This is a genomic window from Acinetobacter sp. NIPH 817 (genome assembly GCF_000368405.1).
Lineage (GTDB): Bacteria > Pseudomonadota > Gammaproteobacteria > Pseudomonadales > Moraxellaceae > Acinetobacter.
The window spans coordinates 1-24,799 of record NZ_KB849419.1; the positions used below are offsets into that span (position 1 = coordinate 1).

19 protein-coding genes, 2 tRNA genes, 3 rRNA genes and 1 pseudogene are annotated in these 24,799 nt (G+C 40.1%); 9 read left to right on the top strand and 16 right to left on the bottom strand.

Annotated features, from left to right (window positions below):
• Positions 1-17: 17 nt before the first annotated feature.
• The 8 genes and pseudogenes from rrf to F968_RS01320 all read right to left on the bottom strand — a co-directional run bounded on the left by rrf (position 18) and on the right by F968_RS01320 (position 8,641).
• Positions 18-132 (bottom strand): 5S ribosomal RNA (gene rrf / locus F968_RS01285).
• Positions 133-311: 179 nt separating this feature from the next.
• Positions 312-3,204 (bottom strand): 23S ribosomal RNA (locus tag F968_RS01290).
• 352 nt (positions 3,205-3,556) lie between these two features.
• A tRNA-Ala gene (locus F968_RS01295) sits at positions 3,557-3,632 on the bottom strand.
• Positions 3,633-3,687: 55 nt separating this feature from the next.
• A tRNA-Ile gene (locus tag F968_RS01300) sits at positions 3,688-3,764 on the bottom strand.
• 59 nt (positions 3,765-3,823) lie between these two features.
• Positions 3,824-5,361, bottom strand: a 16S ribosomal RNA gene (locus F968_RS01305).
• The 16S, 23S and 5S rRNA genes sit together here with 2 tRNA genes alongside, the layout of an rRNA operon.
• 452 nt (positions 5,362-5,813) lie before the next feature.
• Positions 5,814-6,891 (bottom strand): annotated as a pseudogene (locus F968_RS01310) (DUF6670 family protein).
• Positions 6,892-6,908: 17 nt separating this feature from the next.
• Complete coding sequence (gene pssA / locus F968_RS01315) at positions 6,909-7,742, bottom strand: CDP-diacylglycerol--serine O-phosphatidyltransferase (RefSeq protein ID WP_004789558.1); 834 nt, start codon at positions 7,740-7,742, stop codon at positions 6,909-6,911.
• Between the two features lie 41 nt (positions 7,743-7,783).
• Positions 7,784-8,641, bottom strand: a complete 858-nt coding sequence (locus tag F968_RS01320; RefSeq protein WP_004789560.1) for a 23S rRNA (adenine(2030)-N(6))-methyltransferase RlmJ — start codon at positions 8,639-8,641, stop codon at positions 7,784-7,786.
• A gap of 117 nt (positions 8,642-8,758) precedes the next feature.
• On the opposite strand from F968_RS01320, the gene F968_RS01325 reads away from it, so the two are divergent.
• Together F968_RS01325 and F968_RS01330 are read left to right on the top strand one after the other, a co-directional pair.
• Entirely contained in the window at positions 8,759-9,364 is a 606-nt protein-coding gene (locus tag F968_RS01325; protein WP_004789561.1) for a 2OG-Fe(II) oxygenase, read from the top strand.
• A 67-nt stretch (positions 9,365-9,431) separates the two neighbouring features.
• Positions 9,432-9,959, top strand: a complete 528-nt coding sequence (locus F968_RS01330; RefSeq protein WP_004789562.1) for a hypothetical protein — start codon at positions 9,432-9,434, stop codon at positions 9,957-9,959.
• Positions 9,960-10,022: 63 nt separating this feature from the next.
• On the opposite strand, the gene F968_RS01335 is transcribed toward F968_RS01330, so the two are convergent.
• From F968_RS01335 to F968_RS01350, 4 genes are all read right to left on the bottom strand, one after another.
• Positions 10,023-10,268, bottom strand: coding sequence for a DUF2789 family protein (locus tag F968_RS01335; protein ID WP_002119522.1), 246 nt, complete (start codon positions 10,266-10,268; stop codon positions 10,023-10,025).
• Between the two features lie 176 nt (positions 10,269-10,444).
• Entirely contained in the window at positions 10,445-11,431 is a 987-nt protein-coding gene (locus F968_RS01340) for a malate dehydrogenase (protein ID WP_003653591.1), read from the bottom strand.
• A 211-nt stretch (positions 11,432-11,642) separates the two neighbouring features.
• Complete coding sequence (locus F968_RS01345; RefSeq protein ID WP_004789563.1) at positions 11,643-12,305, bottom strand: ribonuclease T2 family protein; 663 nt, start codon at positions 12,303-12,305, stop codon at positions 11,643-11,645.
• Positions 12,306-12,361: 56 nt separating this feature from the next.
• Positions 12,362-14,305: a lytic transglycosylase domain-containing protein gene (locus F968_RS01350; RefSeq protein WP_004789565.1), complete on the bottom strand. Its 1,944-nt coding sequence runs from the start codon at positions 14,303-14,305 to the stop codon at positions 12,362-12,364.
• 287 nt (positions 14,306-14,592) lie between these two features.
• Between F968_RS01350 and miaB the strand changes: the two genes are divergently transcribed.
• The 3 genes from miaB to ybeY are packed head-to-tail and all read left to right on the top strand — an operon-like array spanning position 14,593 to position 17,662.
• Complete coding sequence (gene miaB, locus F968_RS01355) at positions 14,593-16,044, top strand: tRNA (N6-isopentenyl adenosine(37)-C2)-methylthiotransferase MiaB (protein ID WP_004789567.1); 1,452 nt, start codon at positions 14,593-14,595, stop codon at positions 16,042-16,044.
• A 37-nt stretch (positions 16,045-16,081) separates the two neighbouring features.
• Complete coding sequence (locus F968_RS01360; RefSeq protein WP_004789570.1) at positions 16,082-17,170, top strand: PhoH family protein; 1,089 nt, start codon at positions 16,082-16,084, stop codon at positions 17,168-17,170.
• A 9-nt stretch (positions 17,171-17,179) separates the two neighbouring features.
• Positions 17,180-17,662 (top strand): rRNA maturation RNase YbeY, encoded by a 483-nt coding sequence (gene ybeY, locus F968_RS01365; protein WP_004789571.1) that lies wholly within the window; start codon positions 17,180-17,182, stop codon positions 17,660-17,662.
• A gap of 101 nt (positions 17,663-17,763) precedes the next feature.
• On the opposite strand, the gene F968_RS01370 is transcribed toward ybeY, so the two are convergent.
• On the bottom strand, positions 17,764-18,648 hold the full coding sequence (locus F968_RS01370) for an energy transducer TonB (RefSeq protein WP_004789574.1): 885 nt from the start codon (positions 18,646-18,648) through the stop codon (positions 17,764-17,766).
• Between the two features lie 232 nt (positions 18,649-18,880).
• Between F968_RS01370 and F968_RS01375 the strand changes: the two genes are divergently transcribed.
• The 3 genes from F968_RS01375 (at position 18,881) to F968_RS01385 (ending at position 21,071) form a co-directional block, all read left to right on the top strand.
• Positions 18,881-19,552: a hypothetical protein gene (locus F968_RS01375; RefSeq protein ID WP_004789576.1), complete on the top strand. Its 672-nt coding sequence runs from the start codon at positions 18,881-18,883 to the stop codon at positions 19,550-19,552.
• A gap of 158 nt (positions 19,553-19,710) precedes the next feature.
• Positions 19,711-20,424: a DUF3108 domain-containing protein gene (locus F968_RS01380; RefSeq protein WP_004789577.1), complete on the top strand. Its 714-nt coding sequence runs from the start codon at positions 19,711-19,713 to the stop codon at positions 20,422-20,424.
• Positions 20,425-20,495: 71 nt separating this feature from the next.
• On the top strand, positions 20,496-21,071 hold the full coding sequence (locus F968_RS01385; RefSeq protein ID WP_004789579.1) for a xanthine phosphoribosyltransferase: 576 nt from the start codon (positions 20,496-20,498) through the stop codon (positions 21,069-21,071).
• 47 nt (positions 21,072-21,118) lie between these two features.
• Here F968_RS01385 and wrbA read toward each other — a convergent pair whose 3' ends face one another.
• On the bottom strand, positions 21,119-21,727 hold the full coding sequence (gene wrbA / locus F968_RS01390; protein ID WP_004789581.1) for an NAD(P)H:quinone oxidoreductase: 609 nt from the start codon (positions 21,725-21,727) through the stop codon (positions 21,119-21,121).
• A gap of 360 nt (positions 21,728-22,087) precedes the next feature.
• On the opposite strand from wrbA, the gene F968_RS01400 reads away from it, so the two are divergent.
• A complete protein-coding gene (locus F968_RS01400) occupies positions 22,088-23,335 on the top strand; it encodes a YihY family inner membrane protein (RefSeq protein WP_004789583.1) in 1,248 nt (415 codons plus the stop codon).
• 107 nt (positions 23,336-23,442) lie between these two features.
• Here the strand turns inward: F968_RS01400 and F968_RS01405 are convergent, their stop codons facing one another.
• Together F968_RS01405 and F968_RS01410 are read right to left on the bottom strand one after the other, a co-directional pair.
• Complete coding sequence (locus F968_RS01405) at positions 23,443-24,084, bottom strand: fumarylacetoacetate hydrolase family protein (protein WP_004789584.1); 642 nt, start codon at positions 24,082-24,084, stop codon at positions 23,443-23,445.
• A gap of 39 nt (positions 24,085-24,123) precedes the next feature.
• Positions 24,124-24,621, bottom strand: a complete 498-nt coding sequence (locus tag F968_RS01410) for a YcxB family protein (RefSeq protein ID WP_004789586.1) — start codon at positions 24,619-24,621, stop codon at positions 24,124-24,126.
• Positions 24,622-24,799: the final 178 nt, after the last annotated feature.

A 24,799-nucleotide genomic window follows, 5' to 3' on the forward strand; every position in this document is an offset into this window, starting at 1 on the left:
GGGGTGTTTGAATAATGAGCTGGCGATGACTTACTCTCACATGGGAAACCCCACACTACCATCAGCGCTAAGAGGTTTCACTTCTGAGTTCGGGAAGGGATCAGGTGGTTCACTCTTGCTATGGTCGCCAGCACAACTGGTATGGATACTTGCATTGGTCTTAATATGCCGATGCGTTTTCCAAATCTTTACAGATGGGCTGATTGAATCTTACTTTATTTGTTCATTTTAGCTAAGCATATAACTAAATCAAGTTGCTTTGCATATTAATGAATCGATTGATGCTTTATATACAACTGCTTGGGTGTTGTATAGTCAAGCCTCACGAGCAATTAGTATTGGTCAGCTTCACATATCACTATGCTTCCACATCCAACCTATCAACGTCCTAGTCTCGAACGGCTCTTTAGAGGACATAAAGTCCTAGGGAAATCTTATCTTGAGGTAGGCTTCCCGCTTAGATGCTTTCAGCGGTTATCCCTTCCGAACATAGCTACCCGGCGATGCGACTGGCGTCACAACCGGTACACCAGAGGTTCGTCCACTCTGGTCCTCTCGTACTAGGAGCAGATCCTCTCAAATTTCCAGCGCCCACGGTAGATAGGGACCGAACTGTCTCACGACGTTCTAAACCCAGCTCGCGTACCTCTTTAAATGGCGAACAGCCATACCCTTGGGACCTGCTTCAGCCCCAGGATGAGATGAGCCGACATCGAGGTGCCAAACACCGCCGTCGATATGAACTCTTGGGCGGTATCAGCCTGTTATCCCCAGAGTACCTTTTATCCGTTGAGCGATGGCCCTTCCATACAGAACCACCGGATCACTAAGACCTACTTTCGTACCTGCTCGACTTGTGGGTCTCGCAGTTAAGCGCGCTTTTGCCTTTATACTCTACGCGTGATTTCCGACCACGCTGAGCGCACCTTCGTACTCCTCCGTTACTCTTTAGGAGGAGACCGCCCCAGTCAAACTACCCACCAGACATGGTCCTCGCCCCGGATTACGGGGCAGAGTTAGAACCTCAACATTACCAGGGTGGTATTTCAAGGACGGCTCCATTGGAACTAGCGTTCCAACTTCAAAGCCTCCCACCTATCCTACACAAGTAAGGTCAAAGTTCAATGTCAAGCTGCAGTAAAGGTTCACGGGGTCTTTCCGTCTAGCCGCGGGTACACTGCATCTTCACAGCGATTTCGATTTCACTGAGCCTCTGCTGGAGACAGCGCCGCCATCATTATGCCATTCGTGCAGGTCGGAACTTACCCGACAAGGAATTTCGCTACCTTAGGACCGTTATAGTTACGGCCGCCGTTTACTGGGGCTTCGATCAAGAGCTTCGCTTACGCTAACCCCATCAATTAACCTTCCAGCACCGGGCAGGCATCACACCCTATACGTCCACTTTCGTGTTTGCAGAGTGCTATGTTTTTAATAAACAGTTGCAGCGGCCTGGTTTCTGTGGCTGCCAATAGCTCAGACCGCGAGGGTCATCACCGTCAGCAGCGTACCTTCTCCCGAAGTTACGGTACCATTTTGCCTAGTTCCTTCAGCAGAGTTCTCTCAAGCGCCTTGGTCTACTCGACCTGACCACCTGTGTCGGTTTCGGGTACGATTCCTGTGTAACTGAAGCTTAGAGACTTTTCCTGGAAGCATGGTATCAGCCACTTCGCTGTACAAGTACAGCTTGCTATCAGATCTCAGCATAGAGCACCCCGGATTTGCCTAAGATGCATGCCTACTTCCTTCCACCTGGACAACCAACGCCAGGCTGACTTAACCTTCTCCGTCCTCTCATCGCATTACACAGAAGTATTGGAATATTAACCAATTTCCCATCGACTACGCCTTTCGGCCTCGCCTTAGGGGTCGACTCACCCAGCCCCGATTAACGTTGGACTGGAACCCTTGGTCTTTCGGCGAACGGGTTTTTCACCCGTTTTGTCGTTACTCACGTCAGCATTCGCACTTCTGATACCTCCAGCATACTTCTCAATACACCTTCATCGGCTTACAGAACGCTCCCCTACCACTTGACTAAAAGTCAAATCCGCAGCTTCGGCACATAGTTTTAGCCCCGTTACATCTTCCGCGCAGGCCGACTCGACTAGTGAGCTATTACGCTTTCTTTAAAGGGTGGCTGCTTCTAAGCCAACCTCCTAGCTGTCTATGCCTTCCCACATCGTTTCCCACTTAACTATGATTTTGGGGCCTTAGCTGGCGGTCTGGATTGTTTTCCTCTTGACTACGGACGTTAGCACCCGCAGTCTGTCTCCCGGATAGTACTCATAGGTATTCGGAGTTTGCATCGGTTTGGTAAGTCGGGATGACCCCCTAGCCGAAACAGTGCTCTACCCCCTATGGTATTCGTCCGAGGCGCTACCTAAATAGCTTTCGGGGAGAACCAGCTATCACCAGGCTTGATTAGCCTTTCACCCCTATCCACAAGTCATCCCCTGGCTTTTCAACGACAGTGGGTTCGGTCCTCCAGTTAGTGTTACCCAACCTTCAACCTGCTCATGGATAGATCGCCTGGTTTCGGGTCTATACCCAGCAACTAAACGCCCTATTAAGACTCGATTTCTCTACGGCTCCCCTATACGGTTAACCTCGCTACTGAATATAAGTCGCTGACCCATTATACAAAAGGTACGCAGTCACCGAACAAGTCGGCTCCCACTGCTTGTATGCATGCGGTTTCAGGATCTATTTCACTCCCCTCACAGGGGTTCTTTTCGCCTTTCCCTCACGGTACTGGTTCACTATCGGTCAGTCAGGAGTATTTAGCCTTGGAGGATGGTCCCCCCATATTCAGACAAGGTTTCACGTGCCTCGCCCTACTCGTCATCATTATGTGTGCCCTTTCGTGTACGGGAATATCACCCTCTACGTTCGCACTTCCCAGAGCGTTCCACTAAAACACACATAACTTAATGGGCTGATCCCCGTTCGCTCGCCGCTACTAAGGGAATCTCAATTGATTTCTTTTCCTAAGGGTACTGAGATGTTTCACTTCCCCTCGTTCGCCTTGCAACACTATGTATTCATGTTGCAATACCTACCTTAAAGTAGGTGGGTTCCCCCATTCAGAAATCTCCGGATCAAAGGATATTTGCCGCCTCCCCGGAGCTTATCGCAGGCTATTACGTCTTTCATCGCCTCTGACTGCCAAGGCATCCACCACATGCACTTAATTACTTGACTATACAACCCCAAACAGTCGTCAACACTTACAAGTGAGTGTTGTCCGTGCGATTCTTCATCGCTACTATCTGTTGTCTGTGTACTTAAACACTGTACAGCTTCAATCTAAATTCATATACCAAAACGCTTGATTCAGTTAATTTGCTAGTTCTCAATTCATCTAGATTAATTGCTTAATCTAAACTCTTGAGTGAACAATTTATTTCAGACTCAATTTTGCCAATCTGTTAATGAATAAACACGCCTTCGTCAGGTCATGCTTAATACCGTGATACTTAAATCACAGAAGTTAATAAACTAAGATCTAAATCTTTATTTACTAATTTCTGTAATCCGAACTTCTCTTAAGTTCTGGTGGAGACTAGGAGAGTCGAACTCCTGACCTCCTGCGTGCAAAGCAGGCGCTCTACCAACTAAGCTAAGTCCCCAGCTTACATCATCAGTCATGTATCTTTTATCTATAACTTCAACCAGTCAAAGTCATGGTGGGTCTGACAAGACTTGAACTTGTGACCCCACGCTTATCAAGCGTGTGCTCTAACCAACTGAGCTACAGACCCTCAGATACATCTATGAAGAACAACTTGTTGTGGATTCTTACCAATCGTCAATCTTTCGTTAAGGAGGTGATCCAGCCGCAGGTTCCCCTACGGCTACCTTGTTACGACTTCACCCCAGTCATCGGCCACACCGTGGTAACCGCCCTCTTTGCAGTTAGGCTAGCTACTTCTGGTGCAACAAACTCCCATGGTGTGACGGGCGGTGTGTACAAGGCCCGGGAACGTATTCACCGCGGCATTCTGATCCGCGATTACTAGCGATTCCGACTTCATGGAGTCGAGTTGCAGACTCCAATCCGGACTACGATCGGCTTTTTGAGATTAGCATCCTATCGCTAGGTAGCAACCCTTTGTACCGACCATTGTAGCACGTGTGTAGCCCTGGCCGTAAGGGCCATGATGACTTGACGTCGTCCCCGCCTTCCTCCAGTTTGTCACTGGCAGTATCCTTAAAGTTCCCGACATTACTCGCTGGCAAATAAGGAAAAGGGTTGCGCTCGTTGCGGGACTTAACCCAACATCTCACGACACGAGCTGACGACAGCCATGCAGCACCTGTATGTAAGTTCCCGAAGGCACCAATCCATCTCTGGAAAGTTCTTACTATGTCAAGGCCAGGTAAGGTTCTTCGCGTTGCATCGAATTAAACCACATGCTCCACCGCTTGTGCGGGCCCCCGTCAATTCATTTGAGTTTTAGTCTTGCGACCGTACTCCCCAGGCGGTCTACTTATCGCGTTAGCTGCGCCACTAAAGCCTCAAAGGCCCCAACGGCTAGTAGACATCGTTTACGGCATGGACTACCAGGGTATCTAATCCTGTTTGCTCCCCATGCTTTCGCACCTCAGCGTCAGTGTTAGGCCAGATGGCTGCCTTCGCCATCGGTATTCCTCCAGATCTCTACGCATTTCACCGCTACACCTGGAATTCTACCATCCTCTCCCACACTCTAGCTAACCAGTATCGAATGCAATTCCCAAGTTAAGCTCGGGGATTTCACATTTGACTTAATTAGCCGCCTACGCGCGCTTTACGCCCAGTAAATCCGATTAACGCTTGCACCCTCTGTATTACCGCGGCTGCTGGCACAGAGTTAGCCGGTGCTTATTCTGCGAGTAACGTCCACTATCTCTAGGTATTAACTAAAGTAGCCTCCTCCTCGCTTAAAGTGCTTTACAACCATAAGGCCTTCTTCACACACGCGGCATGGCTGGATCAGGCTTCCGCCCATTGTCCAATATTCCCCACTGCTGCCTCCCGTAGGAGTCTGGGCCGTGTCTCAGTCCCAGTGTGGCGGATCATCCTCTCAGACCCGCTACAGATCGTCGCCTTGGTAGGCCTTTACCCCACCAACTAGCTAATCCGACTTAGGCTCATCTATTAGCGCAAGGTCCGAAGATCCCCTGCTTTCTCCCGTAGGACGTATGCGGTATTAGCATTCCTTTCGAAATGTTGTCCCCCACTAATAGGCAGATTCCTAAGCATTACTCACCCGTCCGCCGCTAAGTGATAGTGCAAGCACCATCACCCCGCTCGACTTGCATGTGTTAAGCCTGCCGCCAGCGTTCAATCTGAGCCATGATCAAACTCTTCAGTTAAAAATCATTTTGCACCTTATTAAAGACAAGGTGCCAATTCTGGCTCATCAATTTTCTGACTTAAATTTCGCTCAAATAAACTTCGAGTAATTTAAACCAATCAATCAATGATAATATTTCGATTAATCAATCAGTAAAAATCCACACAAGTTGTTCTTCAATTCTCTTAATGATCTTCTTCCTGGTTCATCACCAGCAAGCTAGGTCGGCTATATTACTCTTAATCTCTTAAAAGTCAACAGGTAATTTCGATATTTTTAAAACTTATTCTCAAAACCAACTTCTCATCAAATTCATCACTTAAAGCAACCAATCTAATTCCAAGTAACTGTTTTTCAACAAGTTCTTATCTGCATCACCGCCGATGGATGTGCATTATAGACCATTAAAAACCTTTGGCAACCCCTTTTTTAATATTAGTGCAACAACAGTTCGCTTTTTAATCAAAAATGCTAAAAATAATCATTTTTTATATAAACATGGCTGTAAAAGCATCAATTTATCTAAAATTTTCTCGTCTTGATTCTTTTCCTGCCACCTAAGTGGGCGACAATCGATATATTCACAATATCCACCTTCACCTTGTAGACATTGTTCATTCCAACTTAATTGGTATTGAAAGCTTCCTGCATATCCCGCAGCTAATCCAAACTTGTAGTCACCACGGCTTTGTGCATAGAGTTCAAAAATAATTTTTCCATTTTTTTTACACTGCCAAGAAAATTCTCTGGGTAAATACATCTCTTTACCGTTCGGTGTTCTAACTTTTGGATAAACGCGATGGATATGTAAATTTACATCTTCAGTAAAGCTCTCAACAGGCTTCCCAAATTCTTGAATATCTAATCTTGAACATAAGATGATATTCCACTGATTTCTTATTTGTAAAAATGCAAGCTGAGTCGTTTCATTTAAATTAATAATTTGGCATGTGTAAAAACATAAAGATAAGAACGGTAAATGCAGGGCTCTTGCGTGTTTAAATCGTCCCAACCCTTCAACTTGATACTTTTGCCCTTTATAAAAAACTTCACCTTCACATAAACATAGTGTTGACCAATAGTCCGAAACACCCCACTGTAATGCAGAATTATTAGAGATATTTTCTGAAATATGAATAGTAAGATTACAACCCATTTCTAGGTCTAATCTCTGAAGATGGATCTTTGGGATTTTCCACTCAATCAAGTCTGTTTTATCAAACTTGTATTGTTCTGAGTCAAACTGGCACTGCCGCCGAATAGAATAAGTTTTTAAATGTCCCACACTATGTTGGCTATTACTTACAAGCACAGTTGCAGTATCAATTGCCGAAGTTGTAATGGTGTGAGCGTTATAACAAAGGGGAATTCGTGGCTGTCCAACTAGACTAATATAATTAAAGTAGCGCAGTGGAGCAGGAAGATTTGGTAGGATTAAGCCTTGATAAACTATTTTAAAAAAGCCGCGAGAAGGCTGATATACAACCCCCTCCTTAGCATTCAGGCCCAGCTGCTGTAATTGATTAATTTGACTTATCAACTTAGGCATACTGAACCTCTTCTATTTTATGTTTTTATTGTTTCGTTACTCTTGCGTGCAAATAGTGTCGTAACAAAACCAGAAAGAGCATAGAGAATTGAAACCGTCAAAATGCCCATTGGAATATTATAAGTGATTGCTGCAAAAATCAGTACTACTGGCAACATAACTACAAAGGGAACGCGTTTACGGTCCATTTGTTTGAAAGAGTAATATTTAATATTGGAAATCATGAGCAACCCCACAACAACCATAATCACAGCATTAATAGATTTAATCGCTATATCACGTAAATCAAAAATGAAAGGATAATCGCGAGCAACCCAAACAAGGGAAATAATGATAATGGCAGCGAGTGGGCTTGCAATTCCAATAAAATAGCGCTTATCAACAACACCAATTTGTACATTGAAGCGTGCTAAACGGAAAGCTGCACATGCTGTATAAACAAAACAACATGCTAACCCAATACGGCCTAAATCATGCAAACTCCAGCTATACATCAGCATTGCCGGAGCCACACCAAAAGCTAATAAATCAGAAAGAGAATCATATTGCTCGCCAAAAGCACTTTGTGCACCAATTGCGCGAGCAACTCGACCATCTAGACCATCTAGAAGCGCTGCTATAAAAATGGCATAAATAGCCTGGGTAAAATCCCCATTCATACTTGCAATGATAGAATAGAAACCAGACAACAAAGCGGCTGTCGTAATTAAGTTAGGCCAAAGATAAATACCTCGGCGCTTCACTTTTTGTCCTTCTGGATTATCCTCTTCTTCAACCACTTCGAATGTAATCCCATCAAATGAATGTTCATTATGAGTTAAATCTTGCTCTGGTTTAGGCGCATTTGTCATTATTTTCTATTCCAAACATGTGCATTGATTTAAGTTAACTGTTACTCACCTACTAACCAGCGAACAGCAGCGTGACCACCAGTTTCTTGCATGCGTAGATGCGGGAATAACCACTGTAGAGCCTGGTCAGCTTGTTCAGAGAACTGCCAAGGTGGGTTAATCACTAATAGACCACAACCATTCAAACCTACAGGTGTGTCATCTGGCCATACACAAATTTCGCAGACTAACTGACGGCGAATTCCTGTTTTAAACATTTTCTTTTCAAAACGTTCAATCATCGCTCGGTCTTTAATTGGATACCAAACTGCAAAAACGCCTGTTGGCCATTTCTTATGAGCTTGTTGTAACAGTTCAACTAATTGCGGAAAATCTTTACGCTCTAATTCGTAAGGCGGGTCGATCATGACCAAACCACGTTTTTCTTTCGGCGGAATTACGCCGAGCAGACCTTCGTAGGCATCACGTTCATGTAAACCTGCACGTTTATCATAAATGTTGTGTCGCAATTGTTGAAAGACATCGCGTTGCATTTCAAAAATTGTTGCCTTATCAATTTCACGCATGCCTTGCAAAGCAAACCATGGTGAGCCCGGATAACTACCTTTGCCTTCTTCAGAGCGTAGCTGTTCTACCAACTTCAAATATTGTTGGATTGCTTCAGGTGCCTGACGCTTTTCCATTTCAGATATTTGAACTAGACGGTGAATGCCTGTAAGAAACTCTCCAGACTTTTGTGCAGGTGCCAGAGATAAATCATATTTTCCTGCACCTCCATGCGTATCGATATAACGATAAGGTTTATCTTTAGCATTTAAACGGTTGAGAAGCTGTAGCAAAAGCACATGCTTCATAACATCTGCAAAGTTGCCCGCATGGAAATGGTGACGGTAATTCATGTTGACTTTAATTCCTCAATTCAACAAATAGTTTAACATGAAAAAAATATTCTTTCGTAAGGTTGTGATCATCTAAAATAGAGCGGCTTGATATTTTTACGATCTACTCGAGGTTATATGCTCTCTCACCCGCTTCCAGACTCATGGGATCTGGATCAAATTCTAGATGATTTAAATACGCATGGCTTTGCGATTATTAATCAAGCCTATTCGGATCAATATCGCGCTCAAGTCGCTAACGAGTGTAGCCATCATATTGATGAGTTTAGAGAAGCTGGCATTCAAAACGGCGTGATGAGTAATATTCGTAGCGATCATATTCTCTGGATTAATGATCAACTTCCTATTGCTCAACAGCATATTGAGACCTTAACTTCTTTCTCACAAAATCTAAATCAAGCATTCTATTTAGGAATTAAAGAAGTGGAAGCTCATTTCGCCCGTTATGGTTTGGGTGAGTTTTATGCTTTACACCGAGACAATCCTCAGCAAAAAAATGATCGTATTATCTCAACCGTTTATTATTTACATCCAGAATGGCAAGAAGATTGGGGTGGTCAACTGCGACTGCAAGATAAAAATGAGAAGTGGCATATTGTTAATCCAGAGCCCAATCGACTTGTAATATTTCAAAGCAATTTATTACATGAAGTATTAACTTCAAAACAACAAAGACTCTCTATCACAGCTTGGCTTCGTAGCGGAAATTCGATTTGGGTTTAATGATTACTCTTTAAATTTGGTAAATGAACCCGATATAAAAGCTATTGATTAAAGAAGGTAATGGCGTATGTCTATTGAAAGTAAAACAATTGTGAACCGAATTGGTGAAACAGACCAACTTTATTTGACTGAAAATACGCCTGAACTTGCTTTGGAGCGTGCAGAGTTACGCATGCAACTTGTCGTATTAAGTCGTGTTCGCCAAGAACAACTTCATTTTTTACAAGAAGCGATTGTTTTGCTTGAACAAGCTCGTATGGAATATGAAGAAATGCCATTGAGCTTATATCTTAATTTGTCTCTACACTTGGCCAAAGCGTATATGCTTTATTTTGAACTAAATAAAGAAAAACGTTTTGCGTTGATTACTCAACAAATTTTGAAGCCATTAGCACATCATGAACATGCTGATATTTATTTCTTCTTGGCTTATGCGTCAGCCGCTCGACAAGAGTCGGCATTGACACGCCATTGGTTAACTAAATATCTATCAACAAGCACGTGTGATCTTGAATTGCTTCATGGCCAACCTGTATTTGACCTTGTGCGTCATGAGCCATGGTACAAGGATCAATTAAAAATAAAGACACATTAAACAGTTAATGTAATTAGGCCTGTTTTATATATTGAATATAAAACAGGCCTTTGTTTTATTCGTTTATTTTTTCACACTATCTTCATGTAGTTGTTCATTAAGTTCATCAATTACCACAATCCATTCATCATCTTTTTCCCAATGACTCTTTAAAAAATCACTTTGACCTTTTGACCAAAAAGAGGCTTCATGCAATTTCTGTTCAGCAGGCAATTGATGTGTTTTGATAAAGTTTTCGATGCTTGCTTCATCTGAATCTAAACCCAGCTGATCAAATAAAAGCTCTAAAGTAGGTTGCTGCTCAAACATTGTTATTCTCCTATAACTTGTTTTAAATCATCTATTAACTAATCTAACAATAAAACCTTTTTATATGCATGATAATGTTTATATTTTCTTGTTGTTTTTTGTGTTTTGTTTCAAATGATTAAATATAAAAAAGCACTCTAAAAAGAGTGCTTTTTTTAACTTATCAAAAAGATAAATTATTTCAACATGTCAGCAATTGCTGCACGTTCTTCTTCAAGCTCATTTAACGTAAAGTTAATACGTTCACGGCTGAATTCATCAATTTCTAAACCTTGAACGATTTTGTATTCACCGTTTTCAGTTGTTACAGGGAAACCAAACATAACGCCTTCTGGAATACCATAAGAACCGTCAGATGGAATACCCATAGTTACCCATTTGCCGTTTGTGCCAAGTGCCCAGTCGCGCATATGGTCAATTGCAGCGTTAGCAGCAGAAGCAGCAGAAGACAAACCACGTGCTTCGATAATCGCAGCACCACGTTTACCAACAGTTGGAAGGAACACATCTTTGTTCCATGCCGCATCGTTGATTTTGTCTTTTAAGCTTTCGCCATTTGCAGTTGCAAAACGGTAGTCAGCATACATTGTCGGAGAGTGGTTGCCCCAAACTGTTAAGTGTTCGATATCAGCAACAGCAACACCAGCTTTTTGAGCAACTTGAGTCAACGCACGGTTGTGGTCAAGACGCAACATAGCAGTAAAGTTTTTCGCTGGAAGGTCTGGAGCAGAGTTCATAGCGATGTAAGCGTTAGTGTTTGCAGGGTTACCTACAACTAATACTTTAACGTCACGACTAGCAACTTCGTTTAATGCTTGACCTTGACCGATGAAAATTTCACCGTTAACTTTTAACAAGTCAGCACGTTCCATACCAGGACCACGTGGACGAGAACCTACCAATAAAGCGTAGTCAGCATCTTTAAATGCAACTTTCGGATCATCAGTCCCGATCATGCCAGCCAATAAAGGGAAAGCACAGTCATCAAGTTCCATCATTACGCCTTTAAGCGCTTGTTGAGCTTTTTCAACTGGAACTTCAAGCAATTGTAAAATAACAGGTTGATCTTTACCTAACATTTCACCGCTTGCGATACGGAATAATAAGCTGTAACCAATTTGACCTGCAGCGCCAGTCACGGCAACACGAACGGGTTGCTTCATGTAATTGTCTCCAATGAGTGTCCTTAATCGGGCTAAATAGGAATTCCATCTAACCAAATCATCATAAACGGCAAAGATTGTACTCTAAAGATGTGGCAGATGCATGTAAAAGCGACTCATTTTCACCAAAAGTCTGATAGAAAATACAAATTAATCTTTACAAATAGATTCAATGTATGGTCAGCATTTTTTTACGAAATGATAGTTACCTTTAATAACTACCTTTAATCGTGATTTCACCTGGGCAATTCGATACCACATGATTTGCACATTGTTTATATTGGCCTTTTACCGTGTAACACACCTTCACTTCTGTTAAAACAACATCTGAACGTGATAACTGACAAGTCAAACGAATACCATTTTGAGGCAAGCTCGGATTAAGACGAGTAAATTGCTGTTTTAAGGCCGACTGTTGAATTTCAACATTTGTCGAACTGGTAAGGCTAGCTGGAATTTTTAAACGTTCAGCAAAGTTAATGACTGTCCGGAAATATTGACTTGCATTCATAGGAACGCATCCCCCTACACTTTTCCAAAGCTGTACACGCGCATTATTGTCAGGCATGACCCGAGCTACGACTTTGGCTTGCAATGGGGAAAGAGCGGCCGAACTTTCTGTTGAACAATCGGTCTGATTTGTTTCAGGCATAAGGCCCGTAATTGTCAGTGAATATCCTTCAAGACATTTACGTTGTTTTTGTTTAGAGGGATCTAACGCACATGCGGCAGGTGTCATTTGTACGTGCATAACATATCCCTGTAAATTAACAGGTTCGGCATGCAAAACGGAACTCATCAATCCTACCCCTGCACAGATAAGCCACCATGCAAGTTGCAAAATTGAACGAAGTTCCAAATATCTATATTTCATTTAATTAAAACTTGAATATGCCAATTAAAAGAAGATCCATCATCAACCACCTAAACTTAAGGCGATGTACGCATTGGAATGACTTTCATACGTTGTGATAATGATTGAGCTCCTTGCCCCAATATCACACCATAATGTGTTGCATTCGTCATAACATGCTTGACATAGTCTCTGGTTTCTAACAATGGAATTGTCTCTGTATATTGGTCAGCCGAAATTGATTGAAAGTCCGGTTGCCAACGTCTTGCCCGATTAGGTCCAGCATTATAACCTGCCGTTGCCAAAACTGGATTATTACTTAATTGTCCCTGAATCATCGACAAATAAAATGTACCATAACGAATATTGGTATTCATTTCATTTAATGCCGCTGGATTATAGGTTTCGCCCATTTGACGTGCAATCAACTTTGCCGTATCAGGCATAATTTGCATAAGACCGCCCGCTCCGACATGAGAACGCGCAGAAGTCACAAAGCGACTTTCTTGACGCATTAAACCATAAGCCCACGCTGGATCAATTCCCGCATTGTAACTATGGCTTACGACATTAGTCTTATGAGGCGTGACATAACGATAAGTATCGTTATGTTTATTTGTTGTACGATCTGCTGCATAAATTGCACGATCATACCAGCCCATGTCATGAGCACGTTTTGCCGCAGCAAGTAACACACCATCGTCATGTTGAAGATAAGCTTGTCGAACCGCCCAGTTCCACTCTCGATTGGTATAGGTTGGATTTGCATTAATACGTCGTAAAGTAAAAGCACGATTAAAATGAATATTCTGGTCTAAACGGCGTAAATCACTTGCTGTAGGTTGATCATCATAAGGTTGGTGATTATAACGTTCGCCCAAACGATCTTTTGCTAAAAGGTTATGATAGTCATCGCCACTTTCAGCTAACTTCTTATAAATACGTTGCGCAGTATTTTTTGAATTACTGTCATTGCGCTGCTCTGTTGCACGAGCAAGCCAATATTGCCAGCGATCTTCTTGTTTTTGTGTCACGCTCATAGCATCAATGGCACGAATTAAACTTTCCCACGCACCAAATCGAATTGCCTGACGTGCATAAATTTCAGCCTCTTCAGGACTTAGAGGGTAACCATAACTGGCATCAAAATATTGAAGAACTTCACGATTGAAATTATTTTTCATGACCGTGGTGCCACCAATATAAGCCACGGTTCTATATAAATACTTTTGTATATTCTCTGGTGTACCTTGAGCGACACGTTGGACGTTCGAAAAAGCATTAGGTAAGTCATTATTAGCCAAACGACCTAATGCAAAAATCAAATAAGCATAGTCTGTATCATTTGTTTTAGGCGCACTCCACAAATAATTGAGTGGGTTAGCCTGAATTTGATTAAGCTGAGCCAAAGACAAATTCATACCTAAAGTCTGCGCCGTAGCAAGTGCCTGCCCCGTTAAACCAGAACGTAATTGCACCCAAAGGCGCTGTTGCTTATCTTGCTGACTCATTAATGGGCTAGATAACATCAAGCGTCCTAGACCCACACAAGACTCAGGTTGCGATTCGGTGGCTAACCATACATCTTTATATTCAGCAAAAACTAATGCATCACCGGTTTTGGCTCTCACCTGTGCCAATGCACAATTTTCAGCCTGATCAGGATTAGTGACATAAGATAGTAAAGGTTGTGCAGATGCGAAGTCAGCTTGTTTAACTTTTTCTTCAACATAATCGGCTGCTAATTTCTCAGCCATTGCTGATTGAGGATAACGTTGAGCAAAACTTACAATCGAAGCTGAAGGTTGAAAGCCAAGATTGGTATTAAGTTTCCAATATTCTGGATAGTACCCCAACACATCATTTTGCATAGCAAGCTGATATTGGTCTAATAACGCGGTATTGCCACTATTTGCAGCATTTAATGCATCATTGAACTGCTCTTCGGCAGCATAGGTAAATGAACAACCAAGTAAACACATAGCTCCTAACCAGCTACGATGCATATATTTATTTTTCATTAGACGACTATGGATTGATGAGCTCTTTCTACTTGGTCTCATAAATGTGTTAAACCCTGACTATTCACCTTCAAAGCATAGTTTAATTAGTCTTCGTGCTTTCTTTTGTTGTGTTATGTAACTCTATGATTCAACATCATTAAAATTCACATAATTTACTTCAAAAAAATGGTGTCACCTTCTAAAGGTTTACTGTTATGGGTTCAGTCCAAATGCTGCTATAATGAATGGTTTGACCCATTTTGGGCAAATTTATTCTTTTTTAGATCGATCTGTTAGGAGCCTGCATGACGGTTCAAACCTTCATTCCCAATGGTGCCAAAGCTGCCTCAGAAAACACTGTTACCCAGCCAACGCACACCTCTGATGTTTCAATAAAAAAACTTTATATTGAAACTCAAGGGTGTCAGATGAATGAGTATGACAGTCACCGTATGGCAGACCTTTTAGGGGACTCTCACGGTTACATTTTAACGAGCAACCCTAATGAAGCAGACATTCTGCTCATGAATACGTGTTCTATCCGTGAAAAAGCACAGGAAAAAGTATTTAGTGAATTAGGGCGCTGGCGTAAACTAAAAGACAAAAATCCAGATCTTGTGATTGGTGTCGGTGGATGTGTTGCCTCTCAAGAAGGCGACAATATTCAAAAACGTGCGCCTTATGTCGACATGATTTTTGGCCCTCAAACATTGCACCGTTTACCACAAATGCTTGATCAACATAATGCTCAAGTAGAAAAGCCCAAAAAAGACAAAATCAAACTCGTTGATATTTCTTTTCCAGATATTGAAAAGTTCGACTTTTTACCAGAACCACGCGTAGAAGGCTTTAAAGCATTTGTTTCTATTATGGAAGGCTGTTCTAAATACTGTTCTTTCTGTGTAGTTCCATATACACGCGGTGAAGAAGTTTCTCGACCTCTAGACGATGTACTTGCAGAAATTGCAGGCCTTGCTGAAAAAGGTGTGCGTGAAATTTCACTTCTTGGTCAAAATGTAAATGGTTATCGTGGTGAAACCTTCGAAGGTGGCATCTGTACTTTCCCTGAATTGTTACGACTCGTTGCAGAAATTCCGGGTATTGGACGCTTACGCTATACAACATCGCACCCACTTGAGTTCTCTGATGAGCTAATTCAGTGCTATGAAGATTTACCTCAAATGGTGTCACATTTACATTTGCCTGTTCAAAGTGGTTCGAATGACGTTTTACAGGCAATGAAGCGAAATCACACGATTGATGTTTATATCGATAAAATTGCGAAGCTACGTAAAATTCGTCCAGATATGCATTTATCAAGTGATTTTATTATTGGCTTCCCTGGTGAAACTGATGAAAATTTTGCAGAAACATTGCAATTTATCAAAGATTTAGACTTCGACCATTCTTATAGTTTTGTTTATTCGAAACGCCCAGGTACACCTGCATCGGACTTGCCAGACACCACACCTGAGCAAGTTAAAAAAGAGCGTTTAGCTCAAGTTCAGAAAGTCATTAAACAGTCTAGTATTGAAAAAACAGATGCCATGTTAGGTAAAATTGAACGTGTACTTATTGAAAAAGTATCTGATCAAGACCCTAATATTTTAATTGGTACTGCTGACAATACACGTCTAGTCACTTTCGTTGGTGATGCAACTTGGGTTGGTCGTTTTGCAGAGATCGAGATTACTGAAATTAAAACTTTAAATTTTGTTTACGGTGAGCTCTTGAATCTTGAACCTGACGTGGCGTAATGTAGAGGTATTCTAAAGTCTACTGAAAGGTTTTCTCTTGACTGCAGCGATTCGACGTACCGTAACATTTCCTGAAATTTCAATGGAACGTTTAAAGAGCATTCTAGGTGCCTATAATGGGCACCTGAAGCAAATTGAACAGCGTTTAGATGTCAAAATTACTCATCGTGGAGATGTTTTTCACATAGATGGTGAAATAGATGCTGTTGGGAGAGCCGAAGCATTATTGCAACGACTCTACGAAGAGTCTGAGGTATCCCAGCAAATCAGTGCTGATCTATTACACCTGCTCATTCAATCGTCACAAACTGAACGCAATTTCGAATTGGTTGGTGATGAAATGGATGAACACGATGCACCGCTTGATGTCTATTTCCAGACCCGAAAAGGCCGCATCAATCCACGTGGTGCCAATCAAAAACGTTATGTACAACGTATTTTACAAAGCGACATTTCTTTTGGTGTAGGCCCTGCTGGTACAGGTAAAACCTATTTAGCAGTTGCTGCCGCCGTAGACATGCTAGAACGTAACGAAATCCAGCGGATTTTACTTGTACGTCCTGCTGTGGAAGCTGGAGAAAAGCTGGGTTTCTTACCAGGTGATTTAACCCAGAAAATTGACCCCTATTTACGTCCTCTTTACGATGCACTTTACGAAATGCTTGGCTTTGAAAAAGTTGCTAAGTTAATCGAGCGTCAAGTAATTGAGGTTGCGCCTCTTGCATATATGCGTGGTCGTACACTTAACCATTCATTTGTCATTTTGGATGAAGCTCAAAACACAACACCAGAACAAATGAAAATGTTCTTGACCCGTTTAGGTTTTGGCTCTCGTGCAGTGATTACAGGTGACATTACTCAAGTAGACTTACCTCGAGGTCAACAATCTGGTTTGGCACACGCACTTCGCGTACTCGAAAATATTACAGAAATTCATATTACCCGTTTCCATTCCCGTGACGTTGTACGTCACCAACTGGTTCAAAAAATCGTTGAAGCGTATGAAGGATGGGATGGTGAACAACAGCGTCTTAATGCTGAAGCACGTGCTGAACGCAAAGCACGTCAAGAGGCATTAGTTGCTGAAAACGATACAGCAGCAGACTTGCAACATCAGGATGCTTAAGGATTTATTTTGAAAATCAGTTTAAGTTTACAACAAGACTTTCAATCACCTGAGTTAGAGCTCAAACGAGCTCAACTCAAAAAAATTATTGAGACAACTTTACGCCACGTTGGCTATAAAGAAGATTGCGAAATTGGCGTTGCTTGTGTCGATTTAGCAGAAAGCCAACAACTTAATCTGCAATATCGAGAAAAAGATAAACCAACTAATGTTTTATCATTTCCAAGTGATATTCCTGAAGAAGTTTTACCAATGCTTGATGCCTTACCTCTAGGTGATTTAGTTATTTGTATTCCAGTGGTATTACAAGAAGCATTAGAACAGAAAAAAACTGCCCAAAACCATTTTGCACATCTATTAGTACATGGTGTTTTACATTTGCTTGGTTATGATCATGAAACCAGTGATGAAGATGCAGAGGAAATGGAAGGGATTGAAGTCGAAATTCTAGCAAAGCTGAACATCGAAAATCCTTACCAAGAACAGATTTAATCATTATTGATTAGAAGAAAAACATAATCTGTCTTCAGATGGGATTTGTTCTAATTGATTATAATCAATGTGGATAAGCTAAGACTTATCCACATTTTTTATTAATGTACTTCAAATTCTGCTTGAGCCGGATCGAAACGCCACGTACGTACAATACGTAATTCAGAAATATCTTTCATATTGGCATCGAAATGCCCAAATGGTGCACCACGACGTACTGAAGACTTAGCTGCTTCATCTAATATTGAGTGTCCTGAGCTTTCAAGTAATCGAATTGCACGAATTCCTCCTTGAGCATTCAAAATCACCATTAAACGGACTTCGCCTCTTAGCTGTTGTTGTTTGGCTTCTTCTGGATAATAGCGATTACCATACAACTCTACTTTTTCACGGAACTTATCTAAATAAACAGCCGAAGCATCTTTCTTCGCTTGAATTCCATCTACAGTTTTGATTTTTTGTTGCCGACTGAAATCTTGTCTACGTTGTAAATATTGTGCTTCAAGACTCGCAACCATCGCAGCTTTTGCCTGAAATTGACTTTGTAATAGTTCTAGTTCTTTTTTCCTTTGACTCGCATCAGCTTGTTTTTGCCAACTCAAAACAGTCATTAAGACTTTTTCTTCAAATTTAAGCTCTCTTTGCTGCTGAACCTTTTGCAAACTTTCTAACTCTGCATTTCCTGTTGAAGCATCATTAGGCATCGGATTTGGAGTATCACTAGAGGTACGATGGGCTTCACGAAATGTGCCCGAACCCTGCTGGTCCGCTTGTGCTAAAAAATCTGCCTGCTGAACCGGCTCATTGCTTGATCGAATTGAAATTGCAATTTCTTTAGTAGATTGCTCTGACGGGCTAGGCATGGCAAAGTGGATGAGCAACACAAAAACATGCAGTAAGATTGCCAATATTGTTGCAGCAATAAAGACTCGGTCTTGCCACCAATCGTAAAAAGGCCCTATAGATAGACTTCTTTTGTTCAACATAATCTTAAAAGCATATAAATGCCTTATCCCCACGGTTTAATACCGAATAAAATATAAACTGATATTCAAATCTGGATAAAAGTGTGATTCACTTCAAATATAGAGTTTTATCCATTTTCATTTTGTCAAAATGTATCAATTAAATTTGTTACACTGCAATATCAAAACTCGTTTTTTATCATAATAAAGATTGTGTTGGTTCTTAAGTAAATTATCTTCTGGAAGTTCTTTTATGCAAACGCTATTTTCCTCATTAGTCAGACGCCTTAAAAAGGTCTACCAAAAAGCAGAAGCATTCATCGAAGAAGAAAGAGATTTTACGTTATCACAAACCTTTCTGAATGCGACTTTACAACGTTATGTTACCAATAATGTTGAATTTCTAGATGACCTTCACGCGGATCTTTATCATGACTGGTTAAGGTTATATGCAACCATGCATGTAAAAGGCCTAGAGACGACACTATCTGTTGATTTAAAACTGATTCAGATGGAATTTAATCAAGAACAACAGCTTTTGGTTTTTGAACAAATTAGTAATACACAAATTATTGAAGCGAAATATAAAAACTTTTGGCAGAAGATTGCCGTAAAAGCCGCTGTTTTTTACTACCATAAAATTTTGAAAAAAGATCCTTTAGGAATGATTCTGGAACGTTTTAATGTAGCAGAAGAACGTGATGAACTCATATTCCTTGATCTCAATCGCTGGTTTGGTAAAAAGGCCAGTATTATCGAGACATTAAGTAAAGTGCATGTAAATTACGCACGAGTTCGTGAGGCTGAGTTAGTCGTATTTGGAAATGTGAATTTAGCAGCATTACTTTATCGTGATCAGGACGATGATTTTGAAGATGAATTAGAAGATTCTGAAATCACACCAATCCAACAAAAAGATGTATAGCGCTGTGATGAATAAAAATGAATTAACTGCCAAAAAACACAAATAGATTACACATTTAGCATAAATCCTGATTTTTTCTCCATGATCAACAGGCATAATATGTTTAAGTTATAGATGCATCAGCACTGACTTTTCAGTCTGTACAAGGATATTTACTTATGGCAACAAAATTTCTGAAATCATTTGGCATCGCAACAGGTATTTCAACAACTTTGCTTTTTGCAGGTTTCTCAAGCCATGCACTTGCCATGAGCCCATTTCAGGCAAATTATCAGTTCACTTATAATAATAAAGGTATGGGTTCAGCTACACGTACCTTAAGCCAGCAAGGTAATAATTGGACTTATAATTTCACAGCAAAAGCAGGTGGAATTGCTTCAGCAAGTGAAACAAGTAAATTTAGTTTTGCTAATGGTAAAATTGGATCTCAAAGTTTTAGCCGTACCAGCAAAATTTTGATTCATAACAACACCATGAATATTAACTTTAATCCAAACAGTAAAACTATTTCTACCAAGAAAGATGATAAAGCTCGTTCTTTTGCTTGGCAGGCTGGTGTACTTGATGAGTTAAATGCAGAATTACAAGTTCGTGAAGATTTAAAAAATGGTTCACTTAAAACCTCCTACCCTCTTGCCGATGCAAAAGAAGTTGAAAATCGTCGTTTTGTGAAACAAGGCAATGAAAAAATTAAAACTTCTTATGGCACATTCGATACCGTAAAAGTTGTTTTAGAACATGGTAAACCAGACCGTAATACTATTTTCTGGTTAGCACCTAAATTGGACTACTTACCAGTTAAAGTCAGCCATGTTGATGGTAAAACTTCTTATGGCCTGTTATTAACAAGTTATACAGGTAAAACGAATTAAAGCTTGCATTTTTTCGGATGCTTTTTAAAATACGCATTTGCTTTAAAAGCATCCGTCTAGAGGATTCTCCCGTGCACGCACTAGAACAGAAAATCTTAACAGAAGGTATCGTTCTATCTGATCAAGTCTTGAAAGTCGACGCTTTCTTAAACCACCAAATTGATCCTGTATTAATGCAGCAGATTGGTAAAGAATTTGCCGCTCGCTTTAAAGATGCAGGGATTACCAAGATTATTACCATTGAAGCATCAGGTATTGCACCTGCAATCATGGCAGGTTTGGAACTTGGTGTACCTGTAATTTTCGCTCGTAAATATCAGTCATTGACACTAAAAGATGACTTATATCGCTCTAAGGTATTTAGTTTTACTAAACAAACTGAAAGTACAATTGCGATTTCAAACAAACACCTTCATTCAACTGATAAAGCATTAGTTATTGATGACTTCTTGGCGAATGGCCAAGCAGCATTAGGACTAATTGATTTAATTCACCAAGCAAATGCAGAAGTTGTGGGGGTTGGTATTGTGATTGAAAAATCATTCCAACCGGGCCGTGATTTATTGCTTGAAAAAGGCTACCGAGTTGAGTCATTAGCACGTGTTCTTTCTCTTACAGATGGTAAAGTTACTTTTGTAAAAGAATAAATTGTGCAAATAAAAAAGAGCGGATATCCGCTCTTTTTTTTGGCTGTTTAAAGAGAAACTACAAGCTTTTTAACAACTTCACCCAAACGCTTACCTTGAGCTTCACACAAAATCTTTTCATCCTGACTTAAGCTCTGGTCATGGCGGGGTCCGCTTACATGACTTGCCCCATACGGTGTTCCACCTGTTTTAGTGTTAGATAAAGCTGGAATTGCATTTGGTAATCCCAAAATCATCATCCCGTGATGAAATAACGGCGGCAACATCGTGAGTAAAGTACTCTCCTGCCCACCATGCATTGATCCAGAAGAAGTAAAAACACAAGCAGGTTTATTATGTAATGCCCCATTGAGCCAAAGACTCGTCGTTTGGTCCCAAAAATATTTCATTTCACTTGCCATATTGCCGAAGCGAGTTGGGGAACCCAACGCAAGACCCGCACAATTCGCCAAATCATCTAACGTACAGTAGATATCGCCTTCTGCCGGAATACTTGGTTCTGCTTCGACGACTACTGGAGCTATATTCGGTACTGTACGAATTTTCACTGCCATGCCCGCAGATTCAACGCCATTGGCAATTAAATGAGCCATTTCTTTAGTAGAACCATATTTACTGTAATAAAGTACAAGAACGTAAGGTTGCATCGGTTTCATGAATTTTGTTAAAAAGAACACTATACGGTATTTTTTATTTTTTTGGCGAAGGCAATTTTATGAAATTCTAGAGGTAATTGATTGTTTAGCGTTAAAGGCAACACGAGCAAATTTCTCAAATTCGTTGAGTAAAAGGTTCACCAACTTTTGATGAAACTTATGATCACACAACAGAAAGCCAACTTTTCTGAAAAGATTATGGCTACAATTTTTTCTATAGCGCATAGTAAACTTACAGAACGACTTTCATTCTTTAAGTTATTATTTTGCTTTAATCTACAATTTGAGTTCTTCAGCTCATACTTTGATAAGCTATTAATCGCCCAACATGATGACTAAAAAAATCGGGATAGACGACGTATGTTACAACGTTTTTTAAAGAAACTTCCTTTTTATAATAAAACCTGGTTTCAGTTCGTTTTATATGTATTTAAGCGTTTTGAAGCTGATCGGTGCCGTGAACAAGCAGGCTCTCTTACCTATACAACACTATTTGCGGTTGTACCGATGCTAACGGTTTTTTTAGTAATTATTTCTTCAATTAAAGCGTTAGAACCTGCAAGACAACAGCTTCAACATTTAATTTATAGTAACTTTTTACCTAAAAGTACCATCGCATTTGATAAAGCACTTAATGCTTTTACAGAAAAGTCGAGCAACTTGACTGTAATTGGCGTGCTATTTTTATTCGTCACAACAGTTCTAATGCTGACAACAATTGAAACTGCCTTTAATCGTATTTGGCGAGTAAAAGAAACCCGCAGTGGTATTGTAGGTTTTATGCGCTACTGGACTATTATTTCGCTTGGTCCCATTATCTTAGGTAGTGCCTTTGTTATTTCATCAACTGTTGCATCGATGAATTTATTAAGTAATAACTTTACAGGTTATCAACTTGATGGTGCCTTTCTACTTTGGCTCATTTCTTTTCTTCTTACTGTTTTGGGGTTCTTTATTTTATATTGGACTATTCCCAACCGCACAGTTCCGCTATTTTCAGCAGCAATTGCCGCATGTTTGAGTGCTGTATTGTTTGAAATACTCAAGAACTTATTTGGCTTTTTGATGTCAAACTTTACCAGTTATGAAATTATATACGGAGCATTTGCAGCAGTACCTATTTTTCTATTATGGGTTTTCTTGTCTTGGAATATTGTTTTACTTGGGGTCGAAGTGAGTTTTGCACTTACCGCTTTCCATTCAGGCAAAGAGCAAAAAAGACATCCTGTATTAATGTTACTCGATATTTTAGAACTATTTTATAAAAAGCAAAAAGTTGGTGAAAGTGTAAGTGACAAAGAGGCTTTAGAAATTTTAGGCCGTGGAGAGATTGGGCGCTGGCCTTCATATGTCCTTTTACTTGAAGAGCAAAATTTAGTTAAACGCACAGATAAAGATGAATATGTTCTTGCACGTAATTTGTCTCAAGTCGACTTTTGGACTTTCTTTACCGCTCTTCCATACCCATTACCTTTACGCCAAGATGTTCAAAATGTACATGATGACGATGAATGGATGGAAAAAATTGGTCCTGCCTTAATCGAGTCTAATGATTATTTAGCTGCAAAACTTTCTATTCCTCTTTCAACAATTTTTGAAGAGAAATAGAAAAAATAAAACTATTTATTAATATAAATATCTCCCACTTCTAGACAATAAAAAACCCTATTATTGAAAAAATAATAGGGTTTTTTATTGGAAAATTTAGGAATAGCTTATGCTTTCACAAAAGTTTTCCATACAAAATCTTGAGTTGCACCTTTCAATGTCATTTTTAACTGATCACCCGAGTGTAATGGCCCAACACCAGCAGGTGAACCTGTCATAATTACATCACCTGGTTCTAGTGAAAAGACCTGATTAATATCAGCTAATAGATCACCAATAGTAAACATTAATAATGCCGTATTACCATCTTGACGTAATTCATCATTAATATGGAAAGTGAATTTAGTTTCTTGCCAATCTGTAATTTCGCTCACATCTACCCAATCAGCTAATACACAAGCACCGTCAAAAGCTTTTGCACGTTCCCATGGATGACCTTTACTTTTCAGATCATTCTGTAAATCACGCATTGTTAAATCCAGACCTAATGTTACTGCACCAATCGCTTTTAATGCTTTTACAGGATTTGTTTCACCTTTTAAAGGCTGATCAATACGTAAAACTAATTCACACTCAAAATGACAACTGCCCCAAGCTGGATTCCAGGAAATACCGTCATTTAAACCAATCAAACTACTAGGTGGTTTAATAAATAATATAGGCTTGTCAGGCATAGCATTATTTAATTCTTTGACATGATCAGCATAGCTTCTGCCTACGCAAACGATTTTTGAAGGACGAGTATTCATGAGGCTTCCTTTGTTGTTGCGGCTAATAATTCCAATAATTTATTTCTTAAATGTGTTTTCAAATATCGTTTGATCTGAAACCTGTGTAAATGCTCGTTTTGGAACAATAATTACAGTTTTGTTTTTTAACTCAATCATGTACGTCAGCTTACCTTTAGCAAAGGTTTGCACATCCGCATATTGCACAACTTGCTTACGTTCACTGGAATAAAGCTCAAAATAATCTTGATAAAGGTCGATTCCCTGCTCGCTCTTTCCAAACTGGTAACGAACAAATTGACGTTTAAATAACATCGGTAAAAGCCAATAACGCATCAACCCTTGCATTACTAGAAAAAACAAACCTAATCCAACATAATATCGGCCAACGCCAGAGAAACCTAAATAAAGTCCCCAGATAATAATTGCAATACTAATCGCAGGTGTTAGAAAACGGGTAAATTGTTTTTTCCCAAATGTTACTAACGAAAATCCATCTTGTGATTCTTCTAAATTCAAATAGTAACGTAAAGATAAAGCTGTTTTTTGCTCAGTCATTGCAATGCATCAATACTCAATAAATCGAAACTATTAGAGCATATTCATTTCAGCTTTAAAATGAATCAAAGGCTATTTTTTGTTTTGTTTAAAAGGAGCTGTTATGGTTTGGTTGCAAAATATTTTTCGTTGCATATATGGAACGTAGATTCATATTTTTTGAGCTTATTTCACTTTT